Genomic DNA, 21,354 nt, shown 5'->3' on the forward strand with positions numbered 1-21,354 from the left:
CCGCAAAGCGCCGGGTCGCACAGCGTCGTTGGTGCTCAGACTTCTGCCGGAAGCGCTTCGAGCTTCAATACCGCAATGGAGATGTTGTCGCCGGTGCCGCGGGCGCGGCGCCGCGCCTCGCCCACCAGGATTTCAACCGCGTCGCGCGGCTGCTCCGAATACAACACGCTGGCCAGCTCCTCGGGGCTGAAGTAGTGCCAGAGCCCATCGCTGCATGCCATGAGCAGGTCGCCGGGCTGCATGGCCGGAATGTAGTGGGGCTCGACCGGCGGCGGGGTCGTCGTCATGCCGAGGCAGCCCAGGAGAATGTTGCCCTTGGGATGGACATTGGCCTCGGCCTCGCTGATCTCGCCGCGGTCGACGAGCACCTGCACATAGGAGTGATCGCGCGTGCGCGTGACGAGCTCGCCGTCCTGGAAGTGATAGATGCGGGAGTCGCCGGCATGGATCCAGGCGCAGTCGCCCTTGGGGTTCATGAGAAAGGCCGCCAGTGTGCTGTGCGGCTCCTGCTCGCTCGACAGGGCAGTGAGCTTGATCACCGTATGCGCGTCTTCGAGCAGCTGCCGCAGCACCGCCGTGGAGCTGTCTCGATCAGGGTGATAGCGGGTGAAAAGCTGGCGTGCCGTCATCAGCACCTGGTCGGAGGCCTTGCGTCCGCCGCTGCGCCCGCCCATGCCGTCGGCCACCACGCCCAGCATGCAGCCCGGCGCGCGCGGATGGCTCATCATCAGCACCTGGTCCTGCTGGTAGGGGCGGTCTCCCTTGTGGAGGCCGGTTGCGGCGGCAAGTCGAAAGCCTAGGGTCATGAGCGCAATGCGCCAATGGCGCGCTTTCCGTTTGTGTCTTCTCGTGAATTCGTGTCAGGACGTATTATCGAGTGAACACGAGTGCGCGCGGAATACGCGCATCGCCAACGTTGGACTCCAATCTCCATTCCCTTTCCCGCCAATTGATCGAGTTGCGCATCGAACATGCCGACCTTGATGCCACCATCGACCGCCTGGCCGAGGCCTTGCCGCAGGACGAACTGCTGCTGCGGCGCCTGAAGAAGCGCCGCCTCGGGCTGCGCGACCAGATCGTGCGGCTCGAAAACCTGCTCGATCCGAGAGAACCCGCGTGACCGACACACTCGAGAACAAGGTGCGCGACGCCTTCGCGCACGGCGGTGCGCTTTCCCGTGCTGCCGAGCAGTTTCGCGAACGCTCGGGGCAAACCGAAATGGCGCTGGCCGTGGCACGCACCATCGAAGACGGCGGCGTGCTGGTGGTGGAGGCCGGCACCGGCGTGGGCAAGACCTTCTCGTATCTCGTGCCGGCGTTGCTGAGCGGTGAGCGCGTGCTGCTGTCGACTGCCACCAAGACATTGCAGGACCAGCTCTTCGGCCGCGATTTGCCGCGCCTGGTAGAGGCACTCGAACTGCCGGTGCGAACAGCACTGCTCAAGGGGCGCGCAAGCTATTTGTGCCTGCACCGGCTCGACCTTGCGCGGCACGATGCCTCGCTGCCCGAGCGAGGCAGCCTGCGAACGCTCGCGAAGATCGAGCAATGGTCCAAGGCCACCCGAACGGGCGACCTGGCCGAGCTTCCCGGTCTGGACGAGCGCTCGCCGCTTATCCCGCTGATCACTTCCACGCGCGAGAACTGCCTGGGCGCGCAGTGTCCGCAGTTCAAGCCCTGCCACGTCAACCTCGCACGGCGCGAGGCGCTGGCAGCCGATGTGGTGGTCATCAACCACCACTTGTTCTTTGCGGATCTCGCAGTGCGCGAAACCGGCATGGCGGAGCTGCTGCCCACCGTGAGCGTCGTCGTGTTCGACGAGGCCCACCAGCTCAACGAGACCGGTGTGCAGTTTCTCGGGGCGCAACTCGGCAGCGGCCAGGCGCTCGATTTCGCGCGCGATCTGCTTGGCGCGGGCCTCCAGCATGCGCGCGGACTGGTCGACTGGCAGCAGCTGGCGGCGGCCGTCGAGCGCGCGGCGCGCGAATTGCGTCTTGCGGTCGGCAAGCAGTGGCCCGGCACCAAGCTGCGCTGGGTGGGGCCCGCGCCTGAAGGCATCGATCCCGGCATCTGGCAGGGCGCGCTCGACGACTTCCAGCATGCATTCGAAATGGCGGCCGAAGGGCTCGATACCGTCAGCGAGATATCGCCCGACTTCGTGCGCCTGTACGAGCGGGCGCAGCAACTCGCCAAGCGCGCTGCGCGTTTCGCGCTGCCTTGCGAGGTCGAGTCGGTGCGCTGGGTCGACGTAGGCACGCAATTGCGCCTGGTCGAATCGCCGCTCGACATTGCCGAGGCAATGCGCACGCGCGTGCTCAAGATCAGCCATGGCGAGCCTGAACTCGATGCCTACGGCGAAGAACAGGAGGACAGCCGCCCGGCGCCGGAAGACAGCGGGCGCGCCTGGATCTTCACTTCCGCCACGCTGGGCGGCGAGCCCACGCTGCGCTGGTTCACCGAGCCGTGCGGCCTGGGCGATGCCGAGGTGCTGCGCGTGCAGAGCCCGTTCGACTACGCCGCGCAGGCGGGGCTTTATGTGCCGCGAGCCTTTCCAAAACCCAACGATGCCTCTCACAGCGCGCGCGTTGCGCAACTGGCCGCGCGCGGCGCCAGCGAACTCGGCGGCCGCACGCTGGTGTTGACGACCACGCTGCGTGCATTGCGCGCCATCGGCGACGAAATGAAGCAGCAGTTCGAACGGCTGGAAGCCGACGTGCGGCCAGAGGTGCTGGTGCAGGGCGAACTGCCCAAGCGCGTGCTCATGGACCGCTTCCGCGAAGGTGCGGAAGGCGGCCGCGCCGGTTGCGTACTGGTTGCATCCGCATCGTTCTGGGAGGGCTTCGACGCGCCGGGCGACGCACTGCAACTGGTGGTGATCGATAAGCTGCCGTTTCCTCCACCCAACGATCCATTGGTCGAAGCGCGCTCGCAGCGGCTCGAAGCCCAGGGCCGCAGTTCGTTCAGCGACTATTCCCTGCCCGAGGCGGCCGTGGCGCTGAAGCAGGGCGCCGGGCGGCTGATTCGCCGCGAAACCGATTGCGGGGTGCTTGCGATCTGCGACACCCGCCTGGTGGCCATGGGCTACGGACGGCGGTTGTTGTCCGCGCTGCCCCCGATGCGGAGACTGGAGAGCGAAGCTGATTTCGAGGCGGCCATCAGCGACCTGAAGAATTCGCTCTCAGCCTGAATAGGCACAAGGCTGGGACAGGGCACCGCGCGCTCTTGGCAGACGAAAAAAAAGCCCCGAAGGGCTTTGTTCTTTATCGAATTACCAGACCTTCCACCACGGGTCGTCCTTGCCCTTGAAGCCGCGGGCGAGGTACTCGCTTTGCGGATAGTTGGTGGTCAGCACGCGCTGGGCGTCGTCGCGCAGGTCCTTCATGCCGAGTGCGTCGTAGGAGCGAACGATGATGTACAGCGCTTCTTCGAGTGCGGGCACTTCGCGGTAGTCGGACAGCGCAAGCTGCGCCCGGTTGATGGCCGCGAGGTACGCGCCGCGCGAGTAGTAGTAGCGTGCGACGTGCACTTCGTACTGCGCGAGCGAGTTCACGATGTAGTTCATGCGCTGGCGCGCGTCAGGGGCATAGCGCGACGCGGGGAAGCGCGTCACGAGCTCCTTGAACGATTCGAAGGATTCCTTGGCCGCCTTCTGATCGCGTTCGGAAAGGTCTTGCCGCGTCAGGAACGCGAACATGCCGAGGTCATCGTTGAAGTTGATCACGCCCTTGAGGTACAGCGCGTAGTCGAGCGCCGGGCTCGCCGGGTGCAGCTTCATGAAGCGGTCGAGCGTGGAAACGGCGGCGGCCTTTTCGCCGGCCTTGTATTGCGCGTAGGCCTTCTCGAGCTGGGCCTGCTGTGCGAGCGGCGTGCCGGCGGCGCGGCCTTCGAGCTTCTCGTACAGGGGCACGGCCTTGTCGTAGGCACCGGAGCCGGCTTCGTCCTTGGCTTCGGCGTAAATACGGTTGGGGCTCCAGCTCGCCGTCTTGTCGGCGGTGGGGGTGGAGGAGCAGCCGGCTGCAAGCAGCGCTGCTGCGCTGAGCGCGATCCAGGAGGGGACCGATAATTTGGCGCGAAACATCACATACGGCTTTCGTGAAACAGTTGCCCTCAATTATATCGACCGCCCCCCTGGACCTGGTGCCTGAAACAGCCGAGGCCGACGAGAGCGCCGACCCGGTCGAATCCTGCGAGCTTCGGCCCTTCGCCATAGGGGCGGCCGAGCACGGCCAGCGGCTGGACCGTGCATTGGCCGTCCTGGTGCCGGAATTTTCTCGCAACTATCTGCAACAGCTGATCGAAGCCGGGGCGGTGGAGCTGGAGGGGCGCACGGTGCTGAAGGCTTCGGCCACTGTGCGCGCGGGGCAGGCCGGCCGCATCGAATTGCGCCCCACGCCGCAAAGCCAGGCGTTCCGGCCCGAGGTCATGAACCTCGTGACGGTGCACGAAGACGAGCACCTGCGAATCATCGACAAGCCGGCGGGCCTGGTGGTGCACCCGGCGCCGGGCCATTGGAGCGGCACGCTCCTGAACGGGCTCCTGGCGCTCGACCCAAAGGCTTCGCTGCTGCCGCGCGCCGGCATCGTGCACCGGCTCGACCGCGACACCAGCGGGCTGATGGTGGTGGCGCGGACCCGCGCCGCCATGGACGCGATGGTGGCTCTGATTGCCGCGCGCGAAGTAAAGCGGCAGTACCTTGCCGTGGCCCACAAGCCCTGGACCGGCGCAGCCGCCCGCCAGGTCGACGCGCCCATCGGCCGCGACCCGCGCAACCGTTTGCGCATGGCGGTGGTCGATCTGGAGCGGCATCCGGGAAAGACCGCACGCACGCTCATCGAGCGCCTAGACAGCAATGCGCAGGGCTGCGCGGTGCGGTGCACGCTCGAAACCGGGCGGACCCACCAGATCCGGGTGCACATGGCGTCCATCGGGCATCCGTTGGTTGGCGATGCGCTTTATGGAGGCGCCCCCGCCGCCGGACTGGAGCGGCAGGCGCTGCATGCCTTCAGGCTGGCGTTCGTGCACCCCGTCACTCAGGCGCCGATGGAATTTCGCTCCCCTCCACCGGCCGATCTTGTCCATGCGCTGCAGACCTGGGGGCTGGATTACAATCGCGCCTGACGGCCCGAGGGCCGCGCCGGCCACTCGATGCCGGCCTTGCGTTGCATTCGCCGCGTGCCGGCAACGCCTACTCCTTCCATCCCTGTGAGCCAGCGTCCAACAGACGCCTTTTCCCGGATAACGCGAACCATGAATACGGCGGATGCCAAGCGCATTCTAGAAACCGCCTTGATCTGTTCGAGCCAGCCGCTGCCAGTGCGCGACATGCGCGTGCTGTTCGACGACGAGCTGGGCGTGGACACCATCAAGGTGCTGTTGCTTGAACTGCAGGAAGACTGGGCGCAACGCGGCCTGGAGCTGGTGAACGTCGCCAGCGGCTGGCGCTTTCAAAGCCGGCCGGAGATGCGCGACCATCTCGATCGCCTGCACCCTGAAAAGCCGCCGCGCTACACGCGGGCCGCTCTCGAGACGCTGGCCATCATTGCCTACCGCCAGCCGGTCACGCGCGGCGACATGGAAGACATTCGCGGCGTCACCATCAATTCCCTCATCTTGAAGCAGCTCGAGGATCGTGGCTGGGTCGAGGTGATCGGACACCGCGAAACCGTCGGACGGCCAGCGCTTTACGCCACCACACGGCAGTTTCTCGATGATCTCGGCCTGGCATCCCTCGACCAGTTGCCGCTGATCGAGACGCCGGCCCAGCAGGCGGCATTGGTCGATGCGCTCGACCAGGCCTCCGGCAACCAGCCGGGGCTGCCGATGGACATCGCGAGCGAATCCGACGCCGATGCCTCCGCCTCAGCAGACGCGGCGCTGGAAGCGGAATTGACCCTGCCCGATGGCGGGAGCCCCGAGCCCACGGAAAACCCGGTGCAAGACGAGTCGCAGTCCGTCGAGGCGAACACCGAAGCAGTTGAGCCGGCCGAAGCGACTGCAGCCGTCGAGGCGACTGAAGCCGCCGCAGCGCAGTTCGCTGAAGACGCGGCCTCTGCCGAAGACCCGGCAGACGTTCCACCCCCACACGAAGCCGAGCCTCCCGTTGCGCTCGAATCCGAAGAAGTCCCGTCGCCCGACGAGACCGATCCCCACGCTGTTTCCCCCGGAAAAACCTCATGAGCCCCTCCGACACCGACGACGCGGCAATCGTGCCGGTCCAGCCCGAATCCGAAAAAAAAGAGGCGATCACGGAAGCGTCCGGCCCTTCTTCGGATTCCGACGCAGGCGCATCCGCTCCAGCTGCCGCCGAGGGTGAAGCTCCCAAGAAAAAGCGTGCTCCGCGCCGCAAGAAGACCGTAGAACCAGCTGCTGGGGACGATGCCGCGGCGGCCACACCTGCGGAAAATCCCGAGCCGGTGACCGAGCCCGCGGCTGAAGCCGCCCCTGCGGCGGCCCCCGCTCCTGCCGCAGATGCCGAACGCCAGGAGCGCCGCGAGGAAGAGGGCGCTCGCAGCCAGTACGACGACGAAGAAGAGGAAGAAGAGCCCGACGAGGAAGAAGACGACCTCGACCGCGCGCGCCGTGCCGCCGAGCGCGAGCAGCGCAATGCGCTGCCGCCCGAGCCGATCCGTTTCGCAGACGTCATTTCAGGCCAGTTCGACGCCGACGAGGAAAGCCCCGAAGTCCCTCCGCTCAAGCGCGTGCTGCTTCCTGAAGCCGACTCGCCCAAGCTGCACAAGGTGCTGGCCCAGGCCGGCCTCGGCTCGCGGCTCGAAATGGAAGCGCTGATTCTCCAGGGGCGCATTTCGGTCAACAACGAACCGGCCCACATCGGCCAGCGCATCCAGTACGGCGACCAGGTCAAGATCAACGGCAAGCCGATCCGCTACCGCATCGCGCCGCCTCCGCCGCGCGTCATCGCGTATCACAAGCCCGTGGGCGAGGTCGTCACGCACGACGACCCGCAGAACCGTCCGACGGTGTTCCGCAAGCTGCCTCGGCTGCAGCAGGGCAAGTGGCAATCGGTCGGCCGGCTCGACTTGAACACCGAAGGCCTGCTGCTGTTCAGCAGCTCCGGCGATCTGGCCAACCAGCTGATGCACCCCCGCTTCGGCCTGGAGCGCGAGTACGCCGTGCGCGTGCTCGGTGCACTCAGCGCCGACGAAAAGAAGAAGCTGCTCGAAGGCGTGCGTCTCGACGATGGCATGGCCCAGTTCGGCACCATCGAAGAGGGCGGCGGCGAAGGCTCGAACTGCTGGTATCGCGTCACCATTTCCGAGGGCCGCAACCGCGAAGTGCGGCGCCTGTTCGAATCGGTCGGGCACGCGGTCAGCCGCCTGATCCGTATCCGCTACGGTGCCATGGTGCTTCCACGCGGCCTGAAACGCGGCGCCTGGATGGAACTCGACGAGCGCGACATCAGCGCGTTGTTCCAGGCCTCCGGCGGCGGTGCGCCGCGTCCGCAGCAACAGCAGCGCGGACCGGGCGGGCAAGATGGCGCGGGTGGCGGCCGGAACGGACGCAACAAGAAGCGCCGCGGCAATCGCAACGCCGGTGGCGGCCAACCGCCGCGCGACATGCGCGAACCACGCGACGACGGCCGCGAGCCGCCCATTCCGAATCCGCTGGGCGACGGCCGTCCGCCGCGTGGCGATCGTGGAGGGCGCGGCAACCGGGGCGGCGGAGGCAATGCGGCCATGCCGCCGCAAGGGCGGCGTGGCAACAACAACAACCGTGGCAACCGCCAGGGCGAAGAGCGTCCGCCAAGCGGCGCGAACCAGCCCGATCCCATGAAGACCTCGCTGGGCTATATCGGCGCCGACAGCTTTTCGCGCCAGCGGAAAGAGCAGCGCCAAGGCCCGGGACGCCGCGGAGGGGGTGGTTCTGCAGGCGGCGGCTTCGGCGGGCAGGGCGGCCCGGGCGGAAACCGGCGTCGCGGGCGCTGAAAGCCTGCTGTCCAGCGCAGCCTTTCGCGGGGTTTTCACCAACCCCGGGGGCTGCGCCGGTTAAAATCAGAGGCTTTGTCGATGAACGACGCAACATATTCGTTGCAGTTGTGACAAAACACTTCAAAATCAAAGCTCAGGAAGCACTTCAATGGCTATCGAACGTACCCTCTCCATCATCAAGCCCGACGCCGTCGCAAAGAACGTCATCGGCAAGATCGTTTCCCGCTTCGAAGCTGCCGGCCTCAAGGTTGTCGCCGCCAAGCTGGTGCATCTCTCGCGCAACGAAGCCGAGCAGTTCTACTCGGTCCACAAAGAGCGTCCTTTCTTCAAGGATCTCGTCGAGTTCATGATCTCCGGCCCCGTGTTCGTGCAAGTGCTCGAAGGCGAGAACGCCATTGCCAAGAACCGCGACCTGATGGGCGCCACGGACCCGAAGAAGGCCGCCGCCGGCACCATCCGCGCCGACTTCGCCGACAGCATCGACGCCAACGCCGTGCACGGTTCGGACGCCCCCGAAACCGCAGCGAACGAAGTGGCATTCTTCTTCGCCGGCCTCAACGTCTACGCGCGCTGAAGCCGTATCCCGGCTGATTTCATGACCACGGCCAACTTGCTCGAATTCGATCTCGAGGGGCTGGCTGCGTTCTGCGAAAAGCTCGGCGAGAAGCGATTCCGCGCCACGCAGCTGTTCCGCTGGATCCACCAGCGTGGCGCCAGCGACTTCGCCCAAATGACCGATCTGGCCAAGTCGCTGCGCGAGAAGCTCGCCACCACCGCTCGCGTCGAGGCCCTTCCGGTTCTCACGCAGCACGAATCCAAGGACGGCACGATCAAGTGGCTGTTCGACGTCGGCGACGGCAATGCCGTCGAAGCCGTATTCATTCCCGAAGACGACCGCGGCACATTGTGCGTGTCGTCTCAAGCCGGCTGCGCGGTGGGTTGCCGCTTTTGCTCCACGGGGCACCAAGGCTTCAGCCGCAACCTGAGCACGGGCGAAATCGTCGCCCAGCTCTGGTTTGCCGAACACTTTCTGCGCAAGCACCTGAAGCGCGACGAGCGTGTCATTTCCAACGTGGTGATGATGGGCATGGGCGAGCCGCTGCAGAACTACTCGGCATTGGTCCCCGCGCTGCGCACCATGCTCGACGATAACGCCTACGGGCTGTCGCGCCGGCGCGTGACCGTATCGACCTCGGGCGTAGTGCCGATGATCGATCGCCTTGGCGCCGATTGTCCGGTGGCCATGGCCGTGTCGCTGCACGCGCCCAACGACGCGTTGCGCGACGACCTGGTGCCGCTCAATCGCAAGTACCCCATTGCCGAATTGCTCGAAGCCTGCAAGCGCTACCTTGTGCACGCGCCGCGCGACTTCATCACTTTCGAATACTGCATGCTCGATGGCGTGAACGACCAGCCCGAGCATGCACGGCAACTGGTGGAGCTTGTTCGCACCCACGGTGTCTCGTGCAAGTTCAACCTGATTCCGTTCAATCCGTTTCCGGCCTCGGGCCTCCTGCGCTCGCCGCAGCCGCGTGTGCTGGCATTTGCCAAGACGCTGAGCGAGGCCGGCCTCGTGACCACCGTGCGCAAGACGCGCGGCGACGACATCGACGCGGCGTGCGGACAGCTGGCCGGCGACGTCAAGGACCGCACCCGGGCGGCCGAGCGCATGGCTCAGCGCCGTGTGGTGTCGGAACGCCCCGTTGTTTTGCATCCGATTCGCAAGACCACCCCCCTGGAGCACTGATTCAATGAGCATGGCCTTTCCGATGACCACCGCGAGCGCGCAGCGGCTGCTGGCCGCAAGCTTTGCCGGTGTGGCCGTGGCGTTATTGCTCGGGGGCTGTGTCAACACGCGGACCACCACCACCAGCCTGGCCGACACGAGCTCCTCGGGCAAGGGCGCCGAGATCGTGACCGAGTCCGACGAAAGCAGCCGCCAGCGCCGCGCCCGTCTGCGCATGGAGCTTGCTGCAGGCTACTTCGAGCACGGCCAGAACACTGTGGCGCTGGACGAAATCAAGCAGGCACTTGTTGCCGATCCCAACTACGCGGATGCCTATAGCCTGCGAGGCCTTGTCTACATGCGTCTGGAAGATGCCGGCATGGCCGAAGACAGCTTCCGCCGCGCCATTGCCATCAACCCGCGCGACGCCAACGTGCGGCACAACTACGGCTGGCTGCTCTGCCAGCAGAACCGTTACGGCGATGCGGCCCAGCAGTTTGCCGCTGCGCTCGCGGTACCCAGCTACACCGACCGCTCCAAGACGCTCATGACGCAAGGCGTCTGCCAGCTCAAGGCCGGGCAGCGTCCGGAGGCGGAGCGCAGCCTCTTGCAGGCCTACGAAATCGATGCCGGCAACCCGGTGGTCGGCTTCAACCTGGCCTCGCTGCTGGCGCAGCGCGAAGAATGGTCGCGCGCGCAGTTCTACATTCGCCGCGTCAACAACAGCCCCTCGGCCAGTGCCGAGACGCTTTGGCTCGGCATCAAGATCGAACGACGGCTCAACAACCGCGAGGCAGTTGCGCAGTTGGGAGGGCAACTGCAACGGCGCTTTCCGCAGTCCCGGGAGGCAATAGCGTACGAGCGCGGGAATTTCAATGACTGAACGGGTTTCGGAGTTCGGCACTTCCGCGGCGCTGCCGCTCGAGGAAGGCGACATCACGCACAAGACGGCCGGCGACATGCTTCGCGAGGCGCGCGAGGCTCATGGCCTGCATATCGAAATGGTGGCCGCGGCCCTGAAGGTGCCGCCGCAGAAGCTCATGGCGCTCGAGGCGGACGATATCGATTCGCTGCCCGACCCGGTCTTTGCGCGCGCCTTGGCAAGCAGCGTCTGCCGCGCATTGCGGATCGATGCGGCCCCAGTGCTTGCAAAGCTGCCGGGTGCACAGCGCGCACCCCTGGCGGCGGCCGATCGCACGCTCAACAGCAACATCGTTTCCGGCACGCCGCGCTGGAACGGCAACCGCTCCAACGCGCTGCCGTCGCGCGCGCTGCTGATCGTCGTCGCGCTGCTGCTGGTCGGCGCAGGTGTGCTGTTCTGGCTACCGCAATCGGCCTTCGACCAGATCGGCTCTGCCGTGTCGCGATGGACCGCGCGAAGCGAGGCCGAGACAGGCTCTGCGGCCGAGGCGCCCTCGGCCGCATCGGCTCCGGGCGGGGCATCCGTCGTCGAGAACACACCGGTTTCGCCCGTGCCGCCTGCGGCGACGACTACGGCAACCGCAGCAACCGGAACGCCTGCCGCACCTGCGGCATCGGGCGCGCAGCCCGCTGCAGCCTTGCCTGCCACCAGCGCAGCGGCAACTGTTTCAGCGCCTGCCGCTGCGGGCGGCCAGCCGCTGGTCCTGGTCGCGCGCGAGGACTGCTGGGTCACGGTCACCGAAGCCGGCGGCAAGCAGTTGCTGCGCCGCATCGTGCAAGCAGGCGAAACTGTCGGGTTGTCCGGCGCGCTACCGCTGTCGGTGGTGGTTGGGCGCGCATCGGCGGTCGATGTGCAAGTGCGCGGAAAGCCCTACGATCTGAAGCCTGTCACGCGCGGTGGCGGCGTGGCGCGTTTTGAGGTGACATCTTGAACGACTGCACTCCTCAACCCATTGAATCGGCGGCGCCAAAGGCGCGCCGCTCGCGCCAGGCGCAAGTGGTCTGGGGCGCGCGCACCGTCACGGTGGGCGGCGACGCGCCCGTGCGGGTGCAGTCCATGACCAACACCGACACGGTCGACGCCATCGGCACGGCCATCCAGGTGAAGGAGCTCGCCACCGCGGGTTCGGAGATGGTGCGCATCACGGTCAACACGCCGGAGGCGGCGGCCCAGGTGCCCTACATCCGCGAGCAGCTCGACCGCATGGGCGTCGATGTGCCGCTGATCGGCGACTTTCATTACAACGGGCATCGCCTGTTGACCGACTATCCGGCGTGCGCCGAGGCGCTGAGCAAGTACCGCATCAATCCCGGCAACGTGGGCAAGGGCGACAAGCGCGACCGCCAGTTTGGCCAGATGATCGATGCGGCCATGCGGTGGAACAAGCCCGTGCGCATCGGCGTGAACTGGGGCAGCCTCGACCAGGAGTTGCTCGCCAGCCTCATGGACATCAACAGCCAGCGTGCCGACCCCTGGGACGCCAAGCAGGTGATGTACGAGGCGCTGATCACCTCGGCCATCGAATCCGCCAAGCTGGCCGAGTCGATGGGCATGGCCGGCAACCAGGTCATCCTTTCGTGCAAGGTGAGCGGCGTGCAAGACCTGATCTCGGTCTACCGCGAACTTGCCCGACGCTGCGAATACCCGCTGCACCTTGGCCTTACCGAAGCCGGCATGGGCACCAAGGGCACCGTGGCTTCGGCGACGGCGCTTTCGATCCTGTTGCAAGAGGGCATCGGCGACACGATTCGCGTGTCGCTCACGCCGCAGCCAGGCGAGTCGCGCACGCAAGAGGTGCTGATCGCCAACGAAATCCTGCAGGCGCTGGGATTGCGGGTGTTCGTGCCGAGCGTGACGGCCTGCCCGGGCTGCGGCCGCACCACGAGCACCACCTTCCAGGAACTCGCCAAGCAGATCGACGACTACCTGCGCATGCAGATGCCGGTGTGGCGCAAGAAATATCCAGGCGTCGAAACCATGAAGGTGGCCGTCATGGGCTGCATCGTCAACGGCCCCGGCGAAAGCAAGCATGCCGACATCGGCATCAGCCTGCCCGGCACCGGCGAAGCACCCGCCGCACCCGTCTTCATCGACGGCGAAAAGGCCCTGACGCTGCGCGGCGACAATATCGCCAACGAGTTCCATCAGCTCGTCGAAAACTACATCGAAAAGCGCTTTGGCGGCAAACACGCTGCCCTGGCCTGATACCTCCGCAGACTCATGGCTGAAAAACTGAATGCCGTCAAAGGCATGAACGACATATTGCCGCCCGAATCGGCGCGCTGGGAGTGGCTGGAGGCCACCGTGCGCGACCTGATGGGGCGCTTTGCATACCGCAACGTGCGCACTCCGATCCTGGAGCACACGGCGCTGTTCGTGCGCGGGATCGGAGAGGTCACCGACATTGTCGAAAAGGAGATGTACTCCTTCCAGGACCGCTCCGACAAGTACGGGGACAACGACCACCTGACATTGCGGCCCGAGAACACGGCCGGCCTGGTGCGCGCGGTCATCGAGCACAACATGCTGTACGACGGTGGCAAGCGTCTCTGGTACACGGGGCCGATGTTCCGGCGCGAGAAGCCGCAGCGCGGCCGCTTCCGCCAGTTTCACCAGATCGGTGCCGAGGCGCTCGGCTTTGCCGGTCCGGACGTCGATGCCGAATTGATCCTGCTGGCCAACGCGCTGTGGAAGGCCATCGGCCTGACCGACGTTCGCCTGGAGCTCAACAGCCTGGGCCAGCCCGCCGAGCGCGCGCTTCATCGGGCCGAGCTCATTGCCCATTTCGAGAAACATGCCGACAAGCTCGACGAGGACGGCAAGCGCCGCCTGCACAGCAATCCGCTTCGCATTCTTGACACCAAGAATCCGGCGATGAAGGAAGTGGTCGAATCGGCGCCGAAGCTGATCGACTTCCTGGGTGCTGAATCGCTAGCCCACTTCAACGGTCTCAAGGCCATCCTCGATGCGAATGGCGTGGCATACACGATCAATCCGCGGCTGGTGCGCGGCCTTGATTACTACAACCTGAGCGTGTTCGAGTTCGTGACCGATCGCCTCGGTTCGCAGGGCACGGTGTGCGCCGGTGGCCGCTATGACGACCTGATCGCGCAGATCGGCGGCAAACCGGCCCCGGCGGTGGGCTGGGCCATGGGCGTCGAGCGCGTGCTCGACCTGATGAAAGAGCAGGGCGCGGCCATTGAGGCGCCCGTGCCTGATGTCTATGCCGTGGTGCCTGATGCCGCGGCCATGCCGGTGGTGCTGCGCACGCTGCAGCAGTTGCGAGATGCCGGCGTGCGCGTGCAGATGCATGCGGCCACGGTCGACGGCATGGGAAGCTTCAAGTCTCAGTTCAAGAAAGCCGACGCCAGCGGCGCCACCTACGCGCTGATTTTCGGCGCCGATGAACTTGCGCGCGGCGAAGTGACTCTCAAGTCGTTGCGCGACGGAAGCGGTGCGCAGAGCGCCCGCAGTCTTGCCGAGGTGGCCACCTGGGCCGCCACCCTACAATCGCCGGCTCCCAACACCTGATACGCATGGCAACCCATCTCGATCTCGACGAACAGGAACAGCTCGACCAGCTCAAGCATTTCTGGAACACCTACGGCACCCTGATCACCTGGGTGGTATTGCTCGTGGCCGGGGCTTTCGTGGCCTGGAACGGCTGGCAGTATTTCCAGCGCAGCAAGGCGGCGCAAGCCGCCGCGCTCTACGACGAGGTCGAACGCAGTGCGCAGTCCGGCGACGTCGAACGCATCCAGCGCGTGCTGGGCGACATGAAAGAGCGTTTTGCCAAGACCGCCTACGCGCAGCAAGCCGGCCTTCTCGCGGCCAAGGCGCTGTACGAGAAGGGCAATGTGGATGGTTCGCGCGCGGCCCTCGGCTGGGTTGCCGAAAGTGCCGTCGATCCGGGCTACAAGGCGGTGGCCAAGCTCCGGCTGGCGGCCGAACTGCTCGACAGCAAGTCGTACGACGATGCGCTCAAGCAACTCTCGGGCGACGTGCCCAAGGAGTTCGAGCCGCTCGTAGCCGATCGCAAGGGCGACATCTACATGGCCCAAGGCAAGCGCAACGAGGCGCAGGCCGAATACCGCAAGGCCTGGACCGGTCTTGGCCCGACGTCCGACTACCGGCGCCTGGTCGAATTCAAGCTCAATGCCTCCGGCGTCGATCCGAAAAGCCTGGCACCTGTGATCACGGTCACGCCGGCAGCCCCCCAAAAATCCTGATCGCCATATGAATTCCAAGCGTTTCATGCCTGAGTCGTCTGTCCTGCGCGCGGGTTCGGCCATTGTCCTGGTCGCCATGCTGGCCGCCTGCTCTGGCACCAGCAAGCCCAAGCCGGCCGAACTGCCCGCCAACCCCGCCCTGTTCGGCGTGCGCCAAGCCTGGAGCGTGCGCATCCCGGCGGTGAGCTTTCCGCTCGCAGCCGATGTCAGCGGCGACATCGTGACCGTGGCGGGTGCCGACGGCACCGTGGTCGCCATCGATGCCCGTGCCGGCCGCGAGACCTGGCGCGGCAACGTGGGCGCCAAGCTGGCGGCCGGCGTCGGCAGCGACGGTTCGCTGGCTGCGGTTGTCACCGCCGACAACGAGCTGGTGGCCATCGAGGGCGGCAAGGTGCTCTGGAAGCAGCGCCTTTCCGCCCAGGCCTTTACCGCACCGCTGGTGGCCGGCCGGCGTGTTTTCGTGCAAACCGCCGACCGCAGCATCAGCGCCTGGGACGGCCAAAGCGGCCGTCGCCTTTGGCTGCAGCAGCGCACCGCCGAAAACCTCGTGCTGAGGAAGTCGGGCGTGCTGATTGCGGTGGGCGACACCCTGGTTTCTGGCATTGGCGGGCGCCTGGTCGGCATGAATCCCGGCAACGGCACCTCGCGCTGGGAGGCTCCAATTGCCGCACCGCGCGGCACCAACGACGTGGAGCGCCTGGTCGACCTGACTGGCAGCGTAAGCCGCGTCGGCGACACCGTCTGCGCCCGGGCCTACTACGCCAACGTTGGCTGCGTCGACACCGTTCGCGGCCAGTTGCTCTGGACCAAGCCGGCATCCGGCGCCGAAGGCGTGAGCGGTGACGAAAGCTTTGTGTACGGCACCGAATCGGACGGCAGCGTCACAGCCTGGCGCCGCGCCGACGGCGAGCGCGCGTGGCAGTCGACCCGCTTCAAGAACCGCGTTCTCACCGGCCCGTTGGCCGTCGGGCGTTCGCTGGTCATCGGCGAAAACACCGGGACGCTGCACTTTGTATCGCGTGAAGACGGCGCGCTGCTCAATCGCGTCACGCCCGACGGCTCTGCCATCGGCGTTACCCCGGTCATGGCCGGCAATACGGTTGTGGTCGTGACGGCCAACGGCGGTGTGTTTGGCTATCGCCCTGAATAACTTTCTCGAAGGCCCGCCCATGAAAACCGCGCCAATGAAAGGCCGGCCATGAAGCCGGTCGTGGCCCTGGTCGGGCGTCCCAACGTCGGCAAGTCGACCCTTTTCAACCGCCTCACGCAGACGCGCGACGCCATCGTTGCCGACTTTGCAGGGCTCACGCGCGACCGCCACTACGGCAACGGCCGCCTGGGCAAGCACGAGTTCATCGTGATCGACACCGGCGGCTTCGAGCCCGATGCCGGCAGCGGCATCTACAAGGAAATGGCCAAGCAGACGCGGCAGGCCGTGGCCGAGGCCGACGTGGTGATCTTCGTGGTCGACGCGCGCGAAGGCCTTTCAGCGCAAGACCACGACATTGCCAACGAGCTGCGCAGGCTGGGCAAGCCATGCGTGCTGGCCGCCAACAAGGCCGAAGGTATGCATGACGGCACCAAGCTCGTCGACTTTTATGAGCTGGGCTTTGGCGACGTGCACGGCGTTTCCGCGGCGCACGGGCAGGGCATGCGCGACCTGGTCGAACTGGCACTCGCGCCGCTGAATCTTCCGGATCCGAACGACGAAACCGACGAAGACGACGTCAACAAGCCGATCAAGCTGGCGGTGGCCGGACGGCCGAACGTGGGCAAATCCACGCTCATCAATACCTGGCTCGGCGAAGAGCGGCTGGTGGCGTTCGACATGCCGGGTACCACCCGCGACGCCATCTCGGTGCCGTTCGAGCGCAACGGCCAGCGATTCGAACTGATCGACACGGCCGGCCTGCGCCGCAAGGGCAAGGTGTTCGAGGCGATCGAGAAGTTCTCGGTGGTGAAGACGCTGCAGGCCATCGAGTCGGCGAACGTCGTGCTGCTGCTGCTCGATGCCACGCAGGGCGTGACCGACCAGGACGCGCACATTGCCGGCTACATCCTCGAAAGCGGGCGGGCGGTGGTGATTGCCATCAACAAGTGGGACGCGGTCGACAGCTATCAGCGCGAGCAGATCCAGCGCCAGATCGAAACCCGCCTGCCGTTCCTCAAGTTCGCATCGCTGCATTTCATCTCGGCCATCAAGCGCCAGGGCCTCGGCCCGGTGTGGCAAGCCATTGCGCAGGCCCACAAATCGGCCACCCGCAAGATGTCGACGCCTGTGCTGACCCGATTGCTGCTGGAGGCGGTGCAGTTCCAGTCGCCCAAGCGCGCGGGCATGTTCCGCCCCAAGCTTCGCTATGCGCACCAGGGCGGCATGAATCCGCCGGTGATCATCATCCACGGCAATTCGCTGGAGCACGTCACCGAGGCGTACAAGCGCTTTCTCGAAGGCCGCTTCCGCAAGGAATTCGACCTGGTGGGTACGCCCTTGCGCATCCAGTTCAAGAGCTCGCAGAATCCTTTTGCCGACAAGGACGACTGAGCAGGCTTGGCTACCGATGGCAGCCAATGAGCCGAGGCTGCGGCGGAAGTTCCGCCTTTTGAGAGACGTTATTTTTCAAAGGCTTTTGACCCCGCCTGCTGCGGCGCAGAAACCCTGTGTTAAGGTCATCTCTCCAACAACTACTCTTGAACACGGAGAATATCGTGAGCAATAAAGGGCAACTTCTACAAGACCCGTTTCTGAACACCCTGCGTCGCGAGCATGTGCCGGTTTCCATTTATCTGGTGAACGGTATCAAGCTGCAGGGCCAGATCGAGTCTTTCGACCAGTACGTCGTGTTGCTTCGCAACACGGTGACACAAATGGTCTACAAGCACGCCATTTCCACTATCGTGCCGGGTCGTGCCGTCAACTTCTCGGCTGCCGAGAACGACGACGCCGCAGCCTGATCGCGCGGAGCGCGGCGGTAACCACCGCCGCGCTTTTTCCATATTTGATCCCGCTTGTCTGAACTGAACTCCCGCCAGGAAGGCGCCGCCGTTCTCGTCGGCGTCGATTTCGGGCTGCCCCATTTCGACAGCGAACTCGAGGAACTCGGCCTGCTTGCGCAGACCGCAGGCCTCGCGCCTGTCGCCCGGCTCATCTGCAAACGCAAGGCGCCCGACGCGGCGCTTTTCGTCGGAAGCGGCAAAGCCGATGAAATCAAGGAACTGGCTGCGATGCACCAGGCCAGCGAGGTCATCTTCGACCAATCGCTGAGCCCTGCGCAGCAGCGCAATCTCGAGCGCCAGCTCGACGTGGCGGTGTACGACCGCACTTTCCTCATCCTCGAAATCTTCGCGCAGCGCGCCCGCTCCCATGAAGGCAAGCTGCAGGTAGAGCTGGCGCGGCTGCAGTACCTCAGCACGCGCCTGGTCCGCCGTTGGTCCCACCTAGAGCGCCAGACCGGCGGCGCAGGTGTGCGGGGCGGCCCGGGCGAAAAGCAGATCGAACTCGACCGCCGGATGATCAGCGAATCGATCAAGCGCACGCGCGATCGGCTGGCCAAGGTGCAGAAGCAGCGCGGAACACAGCGCCGCCAGCGCGAGCGCCGGGAAACCTTCAACATCTCGCTCGTCGGCTACACCAACGCGGGCAAGTCTTCGCTCTTCAACGCGCTGGTGAAGGCCCGCGCCTATGCGGCCGACCAGCTTTTTGCAACGCTCGACACCACCACGCGCAACCTGTACCTTGGCGACGCCCGCCGGCAGGTCTCCATTTCAGACACCGTCGGCTTCATCCGCGACCTGCCGCACGGCCTGGTCGACGCGTTCAAGGCCACCCTGCAAGAGGCCGTCGATGCCGACTTGCTCCTGCACGTGGTGGATGCTTCCAACCCGCATTTCCCCGAGCAGATGGCCGAAGTGCAATCGGTTCTGCGCGACATCGGCGCAGACACTGTTCCGCAGCTTCTGGTGTTCAACAAGCTCGATGCCCTTGAAACTGCACAGCATCCGCTGCATCTGCAAGACGAGATGGAAATCGACGGCGTGCAGGTTCCGCGTATCTTCCTGAGCGCGCGAAGCGGCGAGGGCGTGCCCCTGCTGCGAGCCGAACTGGCCCGCCGGTCGGGTTCCGTGGGCGATACGATGACCCCAGAGGCCGACACTGAATTGCACGATACCGCCAATTGATTGGGCACAATCCCGCCACTGACAAGAGAACGAAGCGAATGAATGCAAAGCCAGCGTGGAGAGGGTTTCTGGGCATGTTCAACCTGAACGATGGCCGGTGGGGTCGTGGCGATGAGCCCGCATCCAACGGCGACCGCCCGACCGGCAACCGACCTCCCGACGCAGACCCACCGGGCGCCCCGACGCCCCCGCCCTCGGGCAACAACAACCAGAACAACGGCAACCGCCCTCGCGGGCAGGGTCCCAACCAGGGGCCGCCGGATCTCGACGAACTCTGGCGCGATCTCAATCGCAAGCTCGGCGGCTTCTTCGGCGGCAAGGGTGGCGGCAACCGCCCCAGCGGCAACGATGGCGGCGGCAACGGCTACAGGCCCGACATGAAAAACGCCGGCTTCGGGCTTGGGCTCGTGGCCATCGTGGCTGTTCTCATCTGGCTGGGTACCGGTTTCTTCATCGTGAACGAAGGCCAGCAGGCCGTGGTGACCCAGTTCGGCCGCTACAAGGCAACCGTGGGCGCAGGTTTCAACTGGCGCCTGCCGTATCCCATCCAGCGCCATGAAGTGGTCGTGGTCACGCAGATCCGTTCCACCGACGTGGGCCGGGACGCCATCGTGCGCACAACCGGCCTGCGCGAATCGGCCATGCTGACCGAAGACGAGAACATCGTCGAGATCAAGTTTGCCGTGCAATACCGCCTGAGCGATGCGCGCGCCTACCTGTACGAAAGCAAGTCGCCCACCGAAACCGTGGTGCAGGTGGCCGAAACCGCCGTGCGCGAGGTGGTGGGCAAGATGAAGATGGATGCGGCACTTGCCGAAGAGCGCGACCAGATTGCGCCTCGCGTGCGTACGCTGATGCAGACCATCCTCGACCGCTACAAGGTCGGCGTCGAAGTCGTCAACATCAACTTGCAGCAGGGCGGCGTGCGCCCGCCCGAACAGGTGCAAGCCGCGTTCGACGACGTGCTCAAGGCCGGGCAGGAGCGCGAGCGCGCCAAGAACGAAGCGCAGGCCTACGCCAATGACGTGGTGCCGCGGGCAACGGGTACCGCATCGCGCCTGAAGGAAGAGTCCGAGGCCTACAAGGCGCGCATCGTTGCGCAGGCGCAGGGCGATGCGGGCCGCTTCGCCGCCGTGCTGGCCGAGTACCAGAAGGCGCCGCAGGTCACCCGCGACCGCATGTACACCGACGCCATGCAGCAGATCTACGCCAGCACCACCAAGGTGCTGGTCGACACCAAGCAAGGCTCCAACCTGCTGTACCTGCCGCTCGACAAGCTCATGCAGGCGAGCGGCAACAACCAGGCAACGCCCGTCGATGCAGCCAGCCCCAGCGTGGCCGGCACGGCGCCCGCCCAGTCCTCGGTGATTCCCGTGGCCCCCGCCGCCGGCGACAACCGCGCCCGCGACGGCCGTTCGCGCGACCGCGACGTGCGTTGAAAAGGCTAAGAAGAACATGAACAGAATCGGATTCATCGCCTCGTCGATCCTCGTGCTGCTGGTGCTGCTGAGCTCGACCCTCTTCGTGGTCGACCAGCGCCAGTTCGGCGTGGTGTATGCCCTGGGGCAGATCAAGCAGGTCATTACGGAGCCGGGCCTGCATTTCAAGCTGCCGCCGCCGCTGCAGAACGTCTCGTACATCGACAAGCGCCTGCTCACGCTGTCCAGCCTCGACACCGAGCCCATGCTCACGGCCGAGAAGCAGCGCGTGGTGATCGACTGGTATGTGCGCTGGCGCATCACCGATCCGCAGGCCTACATCCGCAACGTCGGCCTCGACGAGAGCGCGGGCGCCACGCAGCTCAACCGCGTGGTTCGCAACGCCTTCCAGGAAAACATCAACAAGCGCACCGTGCGCGACCTGATCTCCGTGCGCCGCGAAGCCCTCATGGCCGACGTGCAGCGCGAAGTGCTGGCCGTGGTGAAGGGCGCCAAGCCTTGGGGCGTGGACGTGATCGACGTGCGCATCACGCGTGTCGACTATGTGGAAGCGATCACCGAATCGGTCTACCGCCGCATGGAAGCGGAGCGCAAGCGCGTTGCCAACGAGCTGCGCTCGACCGGCTATGCCGAAGGCGAAAAGATCCGCGCCGACGCCGACCGCCAGCGCGAAGTGATCGTGGCCAACGCATACCGCGACGCGCAGAAGATCAAGGGCGAGGGCGATGCCCAGGCCGCCGCTGCCTACAGCGAGGCCTTTGGCCGCGACGCGCAGTTTGCGCAGTTCTATCGCAGCCTCGAGGCCTACAAGCAGAGCTTCAACAAGAAGAGCGACGTGATGGTGCTCGATCCGTCGTCCGACTTCTTCCGCGCCATGCAGAGCGCCGGCACGCCAGCAGGCAACGCGCCGCGCCGCTGAT

20 protein-coding genes are annotated in these 21,354 nt (G+C 65.7%); 18 read left to right on the forward strand and 2 right to left on the reverse strand.

What is annotated here, in order from left to right; genetic code table 11:
• Window positions 1-35: 35 nt before the first annotated feature.
• Window positions 36-806: a PP2C family protein-serine/threonine phosphatase gene (locus QHG62_RS08850; RefSeq protein ID WP_281150521.1), complete on the reverse strand. Its 771-nt coding sequence runs from the start codon at window positions 804-806 to the stop codon at window positions 36-38.
• 110 nt (window positions 807-916) lie between these two features.
• Between QHG62_RS08850 and QHG62_RS08855 the strand changes: the two genes are divergently transcribed.
• Entirely contained in the window at window positions 917-1,120 is a 204-nt protein-coding gene (locus QHG62_RS08855) for a DUF465 domain-containing protein (protein WP_126747274.1), read from the forward strand.
• Window positions 1,117-3,183 (forward strand): ATP-dependent DNA helicase, encoded by a 2,067-nt coding sequence (locus QHG62_RS08860; protein WP_281150522.1) that lies wholly within the window; start codon window positions 1,117-1,119, stop codon window positions 3,181-3,183. Before QHG62_RS08855 ends, QHG62_RS08860 begins: the two co-directional genes overlap by 4 nt.
• A gap of 81 nt (window positions 3,184-3,264) precedes the next feature.
• Here the strand turns inward: QHG62_RS08860 and QHG62_RS08865 are convergent, their stop codons facing one another.
• Window positions 3,265-4,074, reverse strand: coding sequence for an outer membrane protein assembly factor BamD (locus QHG62_RS08865; protein ID WP_281150523.1), 810 nt, complete (start codon window positions 4,072-4,074; stop codon window positions 3,265-3,267).
• Window positions 4,075-4,130: 56 nt separating this feature from the next.
• Here QHG62_RS08865 and QHG62_RS08870 point away from each other — a divergent pair, with 56 nt between their 5' ends.
• From QHG62_RS08870 to hflC, 16 genes are all read left to right on the forward strand, one after another.
• Complete coding sequence (locus QHG62_RS08870; protein ID WP_281151548.1) at window positions 4,131-5,114, forward strand: RluA family pseudouridine synthase; 984 nt, start codon at window positions 4,131-4,133, stop codon at window positions 5,112-5,114.
• A 129-nt stretch (window positions 5,115-5,243) separates the two neighbouring features.
• Window positions 5,244-6,173, forward strand: coding sequence for an SMC-Scp complex subunit ScpB (scpB, locus tag QHG62_RS08875; protein WP_281151550.1), 930 nt, complete (start codon window positions 5,244-5,246; stop codon window positions 6,171-6,173).
• A complete protein-coding gene (locus QHG62_RS08880) occupies window positions 6,170-7,939 on the forward strand; it encodes a pseudouridine synthase (RefSeq protein ID WP_281150524.1) in 1,770 nt (589 codons plus the stop codon). The genes scpB and QHG62_RS08880 overlap by 4 nt, the downstream gene beginning before the upstream one ends.
• 151 nt (window positions 7,940-8,090) lie before the next feature.
• Complete coding sequence (ndk, locus tag QHG62_RS08885) at window positions 8,091-8,516, forward strand: nucleoside-diphosphate kinase (RefSeq protein ID WP_281150525.1); 426 nt, start codon at window positions 8,091-8,093, stop codon at window positions 8,514-8,516.
• A gap of 21 nt (window positions 8,517-8,537) precedes the next feature.
• The gene (rlmN, locus tag QHG62_RS08890) at window positions 8,538-9,689 is read left to right on the forward strand and encodes a 23S rRNA (adenine(2503)-C(2))-methyltransferase RlmN (protein WP_281150526.1); all 1,152 of its coding nucleotides are present in this window, start codon (window positions 8,538-8,540) and stop codon (window positions 9,687-9,689) included.
• Window positions 9,690-9,693: 4 nt separating this feature from the next.
• Window positions 9,694-10,551, forward strand: coding sequence for a type IV pilus biogenesis/stability protein PilW (gene pilW, locus QHG62_RS08895; protein ID WP_281150527.1), 858 nt, complete (start codon window positions 9,694-9,696; stop codon window positions 10,549-10,551).
• A complete protein-coding gene (locus tag QHG62_RS08900; protein WP_281150528.1) occupies window positions 10,544-11,521 on the forward strand; it encodes a helix-turn-helix domain-containing protein in 978 nt (325 codons plus the stop codon). The genes pilW and QHG62_RS08900 overlap by 8 nt, the downstream gene beginning before the upstream one ends.
• Window positions 11,518-12,795 carry a flavodoxin-dependent (E)-4-hydroxy-3-methylbut-2-enyl-diphosphate synthase gene (gene ispG, locus QHG62_RS08905; RefSeq protein WP_281150529.1) on the forward strand — a complete coding sequence of 426 codons (1,278 nt, stop codon included), beginning with the start codon at window positions 11,518-11,520 and terminating at the stop codon, window positions 12,793-12,795. The genes QHG62_RS08900 and ispG overlap by 4 nt, the downstream gene beginning before the upstream one ends.
• A gap of 15 nt (window positions 12,796-12,810) precedes the next feature.
• The gene (gene hisS, locus QHG62_RS08910) at window positions 12,811-14,121 is read left to right on the forward strand and encodes a histidine--tRNA ligase (protein WP_281150530.1); all 1,311 of its coding nucleotides are present in this window, start codon (window positions 12,811-12,813) and stop codon (window positions 14,119-14,121) included.
• Window positions 14,122-14,126: 5 nt separating this feature from the next.
• Window positions 14,127-14,819, forward strand: coding sequence for a YfgM family protein (locus QHG62_RS08915; RefSeq protein ID WP_281150531.1), 693 nt, complete (start codon window positions 14,127-14,129; stop codon window positions 14,817-14,819).
• A 7-nt stretch (window positions 14,820-14,826) separates the two neighbouring features.
• Entirely contained in the window at window positions 14,827-15,969 is a 1,143-nt protein-coding gene (gene bamB, locus QHG62_RS08920; RefSeq protein ID WP_281150532.1) for an outer membrane protein assembly factor BamB, read from the forward strand.
• A gap of 48 nt (window positions 15,970-16,017) precedes the next feature.
• A complete protein-coding gene (der, locus tag QHG62_RS08925; RefSeq protein WP_281150533.1) occupies window positions 16,018-17,361 on the forward strand; it encodes a ribosome biogenesis GTPase Der in 1,344 nt (447 codons plus the stop codon).
• Window positions 17,362-17,525: 164 nt separating this feature from the next.
• Window positions 17,526-17,771, forward strand: a complete 246-nt coding sequence (hfq, locus tag QHG62_RS08930; protein ID WP_012747311.1) for an RNA chaperone Hfq — start codon at window positions 17,526-17,528, stop codon at window positions 17,769-17,771.
• A gap of 54 nt (window positions 17,772-17,825) precedes the next feature.
• Window positions 17,826-18,995, forward strand: coding sequence for a GTPase HflX (hflX, locus tag QHG62_RS08935; RefSeq protein WP_281150534.1), 1,170 nt, complete (start codon window positions 17,826-17,828; stop codon window positions 18,993-18,995).
• A gap of 74 nt (window positions 18,996-19,069) precedes the next feature.
• On the forward strand, window positions 19,070-20,434 hold the full coding sequence (gene hflK, locus QHG62_RS08940) for an FtsH protease activity modulator HflK (RefSeq protein ID WP_348638691.1): 1,365 nt from the start codon (window positions 19,070-19,072) through the stop codon (window positions 20,432-20,434).
• A 16-nt stretch (window positions 20,435-20,450) separates the two neighbouring features.
• Window positions 20,451-21,353: a protease modulator HflC gene (gene hflC / locus QHG62_RS08945; RefSeq protein ID WP_281150536.1), complete on the forward strand. Its 903-nt coding sequence runs from the start codon at window positions 20,451-20,453 to the stop codon at window positions 21,351-21,353.
• Window position 21,354 lies beyond the last annotated feature (1 nt).

Source organism: Variovorax paradoxus (assembly GCF_029919115.1).
Taxonomy (GTDB): Bacteria; Pseudomonadota; Gammaproteobacteria; order Burkholderiales; family Burkholderiaceae_C; genus Variovorax; species Variovorax paradoxus_O.